10 protein-coding genes and 1 pseudogene are annotated in these 9,470 nt (G+C 41.4%); 7 read left to right on the plus strand and 4 right to left on the minus strand.

Annotated elements, in window-relative coordinates; all coding sequences use genetic code 11:
• Window positions 1–121 precede the first annotated feature (121 nt).
• The 4 genes from VB620_RS04735 (at window position 122) to VB620_RS04750 (ending at window position 1,463) form a co-directional block, all read left to right on the plus strand.
• Window positions 122–310: a type II toxin-antitoxin system HicA family toxin gene (locus VB620_RS04735; protein ID WP_271762089.1), complete on the plus strand. Its 189-nt coding sequence runs from the start codon at window positions 122–124 to the stop codon at window positions 308–310.
• A gap of 2 nt (window positions 311–312) precedes the next feature.
• Window positions 313–525, plus strand: a complete 213-nt coding sequence (locus tag VB620_RS04740; protein ID WP_323194986.1) for a type II toxin-antitoxin system HicB family antitoxin — start codon at window positions 313–315, stop codon at window positions 523–525.
• A gap of 135 nt (window positions 526–660) precedes the next feature.
• Entirely contained in the window at window positions 661–930 is a 270-nt protein-coding gene (locus VB620_RS04745) for a YciI family protein (RefSeq protein WP_323194987.1), read from the plus strand.
• Window positions 931–1,064: 134 nt separating this feature from the next.
• On the plus strand, window positions 1,065–1,463 hold the full coding sequence (locus tag VB620_RS04750; RefSeq protein WP_323194988.1) for a hypothetical protein: 399 nt from the start codon (window positions 1,065–1,067) through the stop codon (window positions 1,461–1,463).
• A gap of 164 nt (window positions 1,464–1,627) precedes the next feature.
• Here VB620_RS04750 and VB620_RS04755 read toward each other — a convergent pair whose 3' ends face one another.
• On the minus strand, window positions 1,628–2,101 hold the full coding sequence (locus VB620_RS04755; RefSeq protein ID WP_323194989.1) for an SH3 domain-containing protein: 474 nt from the start codon (window positions 2,099–2,101) through the stop codon (window positions 1,628–1,630).
• A gap of 100 nt (window positions 2,102–2,201) precedes the next feature.
• Window positions 2,202–2,393 (minus strand): hypothetical protein, encoded by a 192-nt coding sequence (locus VB620_RS04760; RefSeq protein WP_323194990.1) that lies wholly within the window; start codon window positions 2,391–2,393, stop codon window positions 2,202–2,204.
• A gap of 357 nt (window positions 2,394–2,750) precedes the next feature.
• On the opposite strand from VB620_RS04760, the gene VB620_RS04765 reads away from it, so the two are divergent.
• Together VB620_RS04765 and VB620_RS04770 are read left to right on the plus strand one after the other, a co-directional pair.
• Entirely contained in the window at window positions 2,751–5,279 is a 2,529-nt protein-coding gene (locus VB620_RS04765) for a mannose-1-phosphate guanyltransferase (RefSeq protein WP_323194991.1), read from the plus strand.
• 146 nt (window positions 5,280–5,425) lie between these two features.
• A complete protein-coding gene (locus tag VB620_RS04770) occupies window positions 5,426–6,019 on the plus strand; it encodes a Uma2 family endonuclease (protein ID WP_323195003.1) in 594 nt (197 codons plus the stop codon).
• A 182-nt stretch (window positions 6,020–6,201) separates the two neighbouring features.
• Here VB620_RS04770 and VB620_RS04775 read toward each other — a convergent pair whose 3' ends face one another.
• Together VB620_RS04775 and cofG are read right to left on the minus strand one after the other, a co-directional pair.
• The gene (locus VB620_RS04775) at window positions 6,202–7,491 is read right to left on the minus strand and encodes an ABC transporter ATP-binding protein (protein ID WP_323194992.1); all 1,290 of its coding nucleotides are present in this window, start codon (window positions 7,489–7,491) and stop codon (window positions 6,202–6,204) included.
• A 230-nt stretch (window positions 7,492–7,721) separates the two neighbouring features.
• Entirely contained in the window at window positions 7,722–8,687 is a 966-nt protein-coding gene (gene cofG / locus VB620_RS04780; RefSeq protein ID WP_323194993.1) for a 7,8-didemethyl-8-hydroxy-5-deazariboflavin synthase subunit CofG, read from the minus strand.
• A gap of 347 nt (window positions 8,688–9,034) precedes the next feature.
• Between cofG and VB620_RS04785 the strand changes: the two are divergent.
• Window positions 9,035–9,470: pseudogene (locus VB620_RS04785) on the plus strand (photosystem II q(b) protein); the annotation flags it as partial.

A 9,470-nucleotide genomic window follows, 5' to 3' on the forward strand; every position in this document is an offset into this window, starting at 1 on the left:
CCAAGTGTACCTCATTCAGGTAAAATGTGCTGTAATTTTGCATGAATACTTAATAGTTAAAAATACATCGGTAAGGTTATTTTATGCTGAAAACAAAAAGTGAAAAATGATAAGGTAAACAATGAAAGTTTCTGAAATTATCAAAATATTAGAAGCCGATGGATGGTATTTGTCGAGAACTAAAGGAAGTCATCGTCAATATAAACACCCTAATAAACTGGGAACAGTAACTGTTCCTGGTAAACATTCCAAAGATTTAGGAATTGGCACTCTTAAAAGTATTCTTAAACAAGCACAATTGGAGGAATGATCATGCGTTATGCAATTATTATTGAAAAAGCTTCAGAAAACTATTCTGCTTACGTACCTGATTTACCTGGATGTGTGAGTATTGGTGACACAATAGAAGAAGTTAAACACAATATTCAGGAAGCAATTGCTTTTCACTTAGAAGCATTAGTAGAAGATGGATTAAACATTCCTCAGCCGCAAACAGAATGTGATTATGTTGATGTAGCTGCATAATTCCATTGTCTGTTGAAGGGGTAATATAGCGGCGATATAGAAAAAATCAAAATCCTGTTCATACTTCAAATCAGCAATGCCAACACGGGATATACTAAACTCTTGGCAGATATCTACAGAATTAACACCTAAATTATGCCGAAATATATTATGTGGGGAAGTTACTGTGAAAACGTCCTCGAAAAACGCGCTCCCTATCGTCAAGAGCATTTAGACGGATTAGCAAAACAGAAAGAATCGGGTGTACTGATTACCCTTGGCCCTACAAAGGATAGTACCAAAGTCTTTGGAATTTACGAAGCTGAAGACGAAGCAACTGTCAGCCAGTTGGTGGAAAATGACCCCTACTGGAAAAATGGTATCTGGACGGAATACTTTATCAAAGAGTGGATTCAGGCTTTTTAAATGTGATTCCGAAAATTACATCAATAATTCTAGCTTTTAGTAGATGCGCTGATGATTTTTTTTCAGTAACAATCATAATGTAATTAGTTGTTGCGACAACTAAAAAGTTTTTCAATGCTTAACAACGTACTAACATGAATAACATCTTAAAACGTATAGTTCTACCCAGCCTCATGGCTGCAAGTTTAAGTGGTTTAAGTTTATTTCCGGCTCAAAGGGCTGATGCTAGTGAATTTCTCAGAGATATAGGTACTGGTGCTGCTGCTAGTGCTGCGTCTGGTGCTGTGAGAGGATGCGGTTCTTTAGTTAATAATGCTGTTAAAGGTGCGGCGGCTGGTGCTGCTGTGAACGCGGCTAATAGCAATAGACGCAACCGCAAAAATCGTAACTTAGCTCAAGATACGGGAGTGGGTGCTGTGGCTGGTAGTCTGGCTGGTGCTATTACTGGCGGACGTTGTAACGAACCTCTGGGTGATGCTGTGGATGGTGCAGCTGCGGGTGCAGCTATCCATATTTTAAATAACAGAAAATAAGCTAGAGTTTGTAATTTCTGAGCAAATTGTAGATTTTAGAACTCCAGATTTGGCTATTTATATATATCTACACTTGCCCAAAGAAATGACAAATTTATAGACCAGTTTTCTGGCTAGGAGATTCATAGTTATTAGTAGGTAATTAATCAGCCTACTAATAATTTTCATTCTAAAGAATTGGGTTCGATAAACTGTTGATTAGCTCTCACAAAACAAGTTCCTGGAGTTTCTCCTTGATTGTTGACTATTTTCACCCGCAGCCAAGGTTTACTTTGCGAATCTTTAATAATGGGTTCTTGAGAATTATTTTTGCCTGCATCAGCTTGAAGCAGGTCATTTGGTTTAAATTCGTGGATAACTGGCTGATTTAGTCCGGGAGCGCTATGACAATTGAGTGTACCACTAGGAATATTATTGAACCATGACAATAATATAGCTTCACTACCATCGGGAAATTTGGTAACTGCTGAATTGTAGTCACCTTCTGTTTCCGGGTTAGGTATCTGGCGCTCGTTAACTACTGAATTGTCGTCACCTTCTGCTTGCGGGGTGGGTCTCTGGCGGTGTTGGGCTAGGGTAATGAGAGAAATAATACCAATGGAACTAGCGATCGCAATCACTATAACAGGACGAACCATAATTTAAACTTCCGAAGTCTCAGATATATGATTACAGGCTAGAAAGTGTTAATTTACTTAAGCACAGCGTTTTTACCCTATTCCCTTGTCATAGAGGATACTAGCCTTTTAAAGCCTTTCTAAAATTGCGACGATATGACTTATTGGCAATAAATAAAGCTGGCCATAGTAATGATAACCCCAGGCGATTAGAAAAAGTCCGACTAAAATTAGTTCGCTCAAAGCCAGTCCATAACTTCCAAACACCACCTACATAGACCACAATTACACCCAAAATAATTAATTCGATCATTCTCATCGACTCCCTTTATGACTGAGAAAATTTAAGTTAAGCAGTACCATACTATTGACATTATGCAGCACCCAGATTGTTAAAAGTACAAAATCTTTAATTGTCTTGATACTTGCAGGTGTTACCGTAATTTCAGGCGATTCTTAGTAAGATTGCTGACTAATGTTCGTAGGTTCCCATCCTAATTATCTCTGAACACACAAGTTAAGGTGATGAGTAGATTTACTTATTTCTCAGTAAATGCTTCTTAGGTCAGTTCCTCAAATAGCAATATCCATAGGACACTAAAGAAAGAAGATACAACACAATCTCAAAGGTCTGTAAGCAGTATAAGCTGCAAATAGCTAAGGAGAATTTATGCGTGCAGTACTGATGGCAGGCGGTTCAGGAACACGGTTACGTCCGTTAACTTGTGATCTGCCTAAACCGATGGTTCCCATTCTGAATCGACCGATTGCTGAACATATTATCAATTTGTTGAAGCGGCATCAAATCACAGAAGTGATTGCTACATTGCATTATCTACCGGATGTTCTGCGAGATTATTTTCAAGATGGTAGTGATTTTGGGGTGCAGATGACCTATGCTGTGGAAGAAGACCAGCCTCTAGGTACAGCTGGCTGTGTGAAAAATATTGCTGAACTTCTGGATGAAACTTTTTTGGTAATTAGCGGTGATAGTATCACAGATTTTGATTTAACGGCGGCGATCGCCTTTCATAAACAAAAACAAGCCAAAGCAACTTTAGTTTTAACCAGAGTTCCTAACCCAGTGGAGTTTGGGGTAGTAATTACCGATGCCGAAGGACATATTAGCCGCTTTTTAGAAAAACCCTCTACCAGTGAAATTTTTTCTGATACCGTCAACACTGGTATTTATATCCTGGAACCAGAAGTATTGGATTATCTGCCATCTAATACTGAAAGCGACTTTTCCAAAGATTTATTTCCCTTAATGCTGGAAAAAGGCGAAGCCATATATGGTTACATTGCCCAAGGTTACTGGTGCGATGTCGGTCATTTAGATGCCTATCGTGAAGCTCAGTATGATGCCTTAGAACGCAAAGTAAAACTAGAGTTTGCTTATAAAGAAGTTTCACCAGATTTGTGGGTGGGACAAAATACTTTTATCGCCCCGACCGCAATAATTGATACTCCCGCCGTGATTGGTGATAATTGCCGCATTGGGGCTAGAGTCCAGATTGAAGGCGGAACCATCATTGGGGATAATGTCACTATTGGGGCTGATGCTAACCTCAAACGACCAATTTTGTGGAATGGTTCAATTATTGGAGATGAAGCACATCTGAGCGCCTGTGTAATTTCTCGTGGGACTCGTGTAGACCGTCGCGCCCATGTCTTAGAAGCGGCTGTGGTGGGTTCACTATCTACTATCGGCGAAGAAGCCCAAATTAGCCCCAATGTGCGGGTGTGGCCCAGTAAAAAAATCGAATCAGGGGCAGTTTTAAATATTAACTTGATTTGGGGTAACACTGCTCAACGCAACGTATTTGGACAACGTGGTGTCCAAGGATTAGCGAATATTGATATTTCCCCAGAGTTTGCTGTCAAGTTGGGTTCTGCTTACGGTTCCACTTTGAAACCCGGCTCTAAGGTGACAGTTTCCCGTGACCAGCGCAATGTTTCTCGCATGGTTACTCGGTCATTAATTGCTGGCTTGATGTCTGTCGGTGTGGATATTCAAAACCTGGATGCTACAGCTATTCCCATCGCACGCACAGTTATACCTACTATGTCTGTGGCTGGTGGTATTCATGTGCGGGTACACCCAGACCGCCCCGATTATATCTTGATTGAGTTTATGGATGCTAAGGGGATTAATATCACCAAGGCTTTGGAGAAGAAGGTGGAAGGGGCTTATTTTAAAGAGGATATGCGGCGATCGCAAATTCATGAAATTGGCGATGTGGCCTATCCCAGTCAAGTCATGGAACGCTATTGTACAGCCTTTGAAAAGCTGTTAAATGTAGAGACTCTCCGCAACAGTCGGGCAAAAGTCGTAATTGACTATGTTTATGCTGTGTCTGGCGCAGTTTTACCACTGATGTTAGACAAATTTGGCGCTGATGCGGTGGTGCTGAATGCAAGTGTGAATAAATCCGCTATGTCAGTGATGGATCGGGAAGCCCTGCTGACTCAGTTAGGTCATGTGGTGGAGGCGTTGAAAGCTAACTTTGGTGTACAAGTTTCGGCTAATGGCGAACAACTGATTTTAGTAGATGAGTCAGGTTTTCCCATTCGGGGGGAACTATTGACAGCCCTAATGGTAGACATGATTTTAACATCTAACCCCAGAGGCACTGTAGTTGTACCTGTTCATGCTTCTAGTGCTGTGGAACAAGTGGCTCGCCGTCATGATGGTCGGGTAATTCGCACTAAAGCTAATCCCACAGCTTTAATGGAGGCTTCTCAGAAATATCCCAATGTAGTGTTAGGAGGTAGTGGAGAAACTGGTTTTATTTTCCCCCATCTCCATCCGGGATTTGATTCTATGTTCTGCATTGCTAAGTTAATTGAGATGCTGACAATTCAAGAGCGATCGCTAGCTACAGCACGTTCAGAATTACCCCGTGTAGTTCACAAAACCTATACAGTCCGTTGTCCTTGGACCGCTAAAGGGGCGCTAATGCGTTATTTAGTCGAAACACACCCAGCCCAAAACTTAGAGTTAATTGATGGGGTGAAAATTTGCCAACCCTACGATGATAGTTGGCTATTAGTTCTACCAGATGCTAGTGAGCCTTTAGTACATTTATATGCCAATAGTAATGATCGTGATTGGGTAGATGACACCCTGAGAAACTACCGCACTCGTGTTCAGGCTTTTGTAGAAAGACAACAGGAACACCAACCAGCCGAGGTGTAAATATTCAGTTATCAGTTATCAGTGGTCAGTTATCAGACTATTTACTGACTACTGAATTTTGGGAAATTTTCCAGATTTAAGATATGTTTAGCGGTCAAAAAGCGACAGCGCGATAATGGAATTAACTTCATTCGCAAAACATGAGCATGGAAAGCCTCACCTTAAACGTACCTCCAGCAGTAGGTTTAACTGATGAGCAGTTTTATCAACTCTGCATTGCTAACGAACCTTGGCAATTAGAATTGACCCAAACTGGAGAATTAATTATTATGTCTCCAACAGGTGGAGAAAGCGGCATCAGAAACTCGAATATTAACATGGAACTCGGTTTATGGAACCGTAAAACCAAGTTGGGTAAAGTCTTTGACTCTTCCACTGAATTTAAATTACCCAGTGGGGCTTATCGTTGTCCTGATGCTGCTTGGGTGAAGTTAGAAAATTGGGAAGCTTTAAGCAAAGATGAAAAACGTCGTTTCCCGCCTATTTGTCCTGATTTTGTGATTGAACTGCGTTCAGAAAGTGATGCTTTAGATAAATTACGCACCAAAATGTCGGAATATCGAGAAAATGGTGCGCGTTTAGGTTGGTTAATTGACCCGCAAACGCCTTTAGTTGAAGTTTATCGACCGGGACAAGATGTAGAAGTTTTAAATTTCTCTTTTGATCATCCACCACAGCTATCTGGGGAAGATATTTTACCGGGTTTTATTCTAGATGTGAATATTATTTTAAATCCATAGTGAATGGGTTTCAGATAATTTTGTCGGCATTGCTGAATATGAGTATGAAATTCAAAAATTCCATCTCTTAATCTCTTACTCTCCGCGCCTCTGCGTCTCTGCGTGCCATAAATTCATATTCCCACTCAGCAAAGCCATTTTGTCTATCCCTAATCTGTGTTTAAACATTGGTAATTTTGCGGTTAATTTCCGGGAAATATCGCTAACTTGGTTTCTGGGTCAAAAAAGTGGAGTTTTTCAGAATTTAATGATAACCATAATTGCTCACCAAAACTGACTAATCTATCTGGTGGGATGCGGACTTGGAGAAAATTATCTGTGTGAGTAATTGGAGATTCAGGTTGAGAAATTTTCACCACTAGGAAGGAATCATTACCCAGATTTTCCACTAAGTCTACTTTGACAGGTAAATTTTTGGTAGCAGGTACGCTCAATATCAAGTGTTCTGGACGAATACCTAAAATGATGGTTTGCTTGTCATATTTTTGCAGAGATTTTTCCCAAATTTCTGGGAGAGTGAGGCGAAAATTTTCATGGGTAATTAATAATGGCGCGTGAAATGTCACTGGAATAAAATTCATCGGTGGTGAACCAATAAATTCGGCGACAAAGCGGTTAGCAGGACGGTTATAAAGTTCTAATGGGGAGGCGACTTGCTGAATTTGACCTTGATTCATAATTGCAATGCGATCGCCCATTGTCATGGCTTCGGTTTGGTCGTGGGTAACGTAAATCGTCGTGGTTCCTAATTGGCGTTGTAATTTGACAATTTGGGCGCGGGTTTCGGCGCGGAGTTTCGCATCTAAGTTAGACAGGGGTTCATCCATTAAAAATACTTGGGGGTCACGGGCGATCGCTCTTCCTAATGCGACCCGTTGTCTTTGTCCCCCAGATAGCTGTTTGGGTAAGCGATTCAGCAAAGTTTCTATTTGCAATAATTGGGCAACATTTCGCACTTGCTGATCCACTTGCCTTTCTTTGTCAGAAATGTAACGCAGTCCTTTAGGTAACTTTCTGGTAACACCCACCAAGAGATTTTTCGCCCAATCGGGAAGTGAAGATTCCTCAGTTACCCTATCCCCTAATTCTCTTCGTCGCAGTCCAAAGGCGATATTGTCATACACCGTCATGTGAGGATAGAGGGCGTAATTTTGAAACACCATCGCAATATCTCGTTCTTTGGGAGGTAGGTAATTAATTAGGCGATCGCCTACAGTAATATTCCCACCCGTCATCGTCTCTAACCCAGCAATTAACCGTAGTAAAGTGCTTTTCCCACAACCCGAAGGCCCCACCAGCACCATAAATTCACCATCGGCGATGGTCAGATTAATCCGCCGTAAGACATTAATAATTTCTGCTGGTTGTAACTCATCTTTATTCCTCTCACTGTCAGAGGTCTGAGAGGCGACACCTTCCCCTTTACGCTGGGGAAAACTTTTATAAATATTTTCTAAAACAACTTGCGCCACGAGTATTAGGGATAAGGGTATGAAATAGATAGCTGACTGCTAGATAAATCCTAGACAAGCCCAGATATTAGGGGAGTATGGGAGTAGTTATCCCTCATTCAGCTTATTCACTTTAGCCAAAGGCGATCGCTTTCATAACTAAAAGTTTCTTCTTATATCCACCATTGAAACAGGTCTTGGTGGATGGATAGCAAAAATGTTTAATTGTGTCACAACTCAACTTTTCAGCTTTATATCATCTGAGTTCGCCAATGTTCCACAGCCATTTTTAAATCACCCGTCAACCAACTATCAAACTGGGGATAAATAGGTAAACGCGCCACCAACTCCCACCCCCCAGGCTGTAAAATTTTCCTCAAAGCTTGTTCCTGAATATGAGGATAATCAGGATTCACTTCATCTTTGGGGCTAATTCCGCCTAAATCTCCCGCACCCGCTTCAATACAAGCCAGTAACCATCCATCATCTTCAACTAAATTTGGCGGAATTTGAATTGCAATATCTGGCGGTAAAATCTGACGTGCTTTCGCAATCACTTCTGGTAGTTGATGAGGGTCAAAAGCTTCTGCATCAAAGGTTTGCTGATTTCCGGGGCTGTGGGGTTGTAATATGACTTCTTGAATATGATGGTAACGCTGATGTAAATCAGATATAGCGTTTAATGTTTCCCAGCCATCATCTTCAGTTTCTCCAATTCCTAAAAGTAACCCCGTGGTAAAGGGAATCTGCAACTCTCCCGCCCATGCTAATTGTTCCAACCTTATTTCTGGTAATTTACTGGGTGCGTGGCGATGCACAGTATTTAACAATGTTGGGGTTAACTGTTCCAGCATCAAACCCATAGAAACATTTACAGACTTCAGCTTTTGCATTTCCGCAAAACTCAGTATTCCCGCATTAGTATGTGGTAAAAATCCCATTTTCAAAGCTAACTCACATAAATCATAAATTAGCTGAAACCAATTCTGGCGCTGGGTTGACTGGGGATGCACTTCGCCACTAAGAATGAGTATTTCACAGACTTTTTGGCTTTGCAGTTGTAGCAAAATATTTTCTGCTGCTGATAAAGTCATCCAGGGGCTTTCACCAGGTGCGGTGCGAAAGTTGCAGTATGTACAACGATTGAAACATTCATAAGTCGGGACGATGGTATAAGCAGGGCTATAGGTAACGATGCGGGAATGTGAAGTTACCATCAGAGGTTTTGTAGGGACAGGTTAACAGATATGACCTCCCCTCCTCACCAGTGGGGTTAGAGGTGGGGTATAAAAACCGATAAATCTTGCGGTGGGTTACGACGGAAATTCATTTTTTGGTGTGATGTACAGCTTGCTGATCATCTAACCCACCCGACAATTTTTATAAAATGTTACAAATGCACAGACTTAATTATCCTTCCAAAATCAGGGTTTGGGGGTTTTTCAAATAAAATGTAAACTTTTTTGTGAAAACTCTTTACAAATCGCAATAAATCATTTACTATGTGAACAGCAGGTAAGAACACCTACCTGATTTATACATACATAACCGCAATCATAAAAACATGACTACTACCTTACAACAGCGCCAAAGCGCCAACGTATGGGATCGCTTCTGCGAGTGGATCACCAGCACCAACAACCGGATTTACATCGGTTGGTTCGGCGTTCTCATGATCCCAACCCTACTAGCTGCTACCACTTGCTTCATCATCGCATTCATCGCAGCACCTCCTGTAGACATCGATGGTATCCGCGAACCCGTAGCTGGTTCCTTAATTTACGGAAACAACATCATCTCAGGTGCAGTTGTTCCTTCCTCCAACGCTATCGGCTTGCACTTCTACCCCATCTGGGAAGCAGCTTCCTTAGATGAGTGGTTGTACAACGGTGGTCCTTACCAATTGGTAATTTTCCACTTCTTGATCGGTGTAGCTTGCTACTTAGGTCGTGAATGGGAACTTTCTTACCGCTTAGGTATGCGTCCTTGGATCTGTGTTG

The organism is Nodularia harveyana UHCC-0300 (genome assembly GCF_034931085.1).
GTDB classification, from domain to species: domain Bacteria; phylum Cyanobacteriota; class Cyanobacteriia; order Cyanobacteriales; family Nostocaceae; genus Nodularia; species Nodularia harveyana.

Coding starts and splice junctions, on each gene's coding strand:
- VB620_RS04750 (WP_323194988.1), top strand. CDS start 1,065: ATGAATAACATCTTAAAACGTATAGTTCTACCCAGCCTCATGGCTGCA.
- VB620_RS04770 (WP_323195003.1), top strand. CDS start 5,426: ATGGAAAGCCTCACCTTAAACGTACCTCCAGCAGTAGGTTTAACTGAT.
- VB620_RS04745 (WP_323194987.1), top strand. CDS start 661: ATGCCGAAATATATTATGTGGGGAAGTTACTGTGAAAACGTCCTCGAA.
- VB620_RS04740 (WP_323194986.1), top strand. CDS start 313: ATGCGTTATGCAATTATTATTGAAAAAGCTTCAGAAAACTATTCTGCT.
- VB620_RS04760 (WP_323194990.1), bottom strand. CDS start 2,393: ATGATCGAATTAATTATTTTGGGTGTAATTGTGGTCTATGTAGGTGGT.
- VB620_RS04765 (WP_323194991.1), top strand. CDS start 2,751: ATGCGTGCAGTACTGATGGCAGGCGGTTCAGGAACACGGTTACGTCCG.
- cofG (WP_323194993.1), bottom strand. CDS start 8,687: ATGGTAACTTCACATTCCCGCATCGTTACCTATAGCCCTGCTTATACC.
- VB620_RS04755 (WP_323194989.1), bottom strand. CDS start 2,101: ATGGTTCGTCCTGTTATAGTGATTGCGATCGCTAGTTCCATTGGTATT.
- VB620_RS04735 (WP_271762089.1), top strand. CDS start 122: ATGAAAGTTTCTGAAATTATCAAAATATTAGAAGCCGATGGATGGTAT.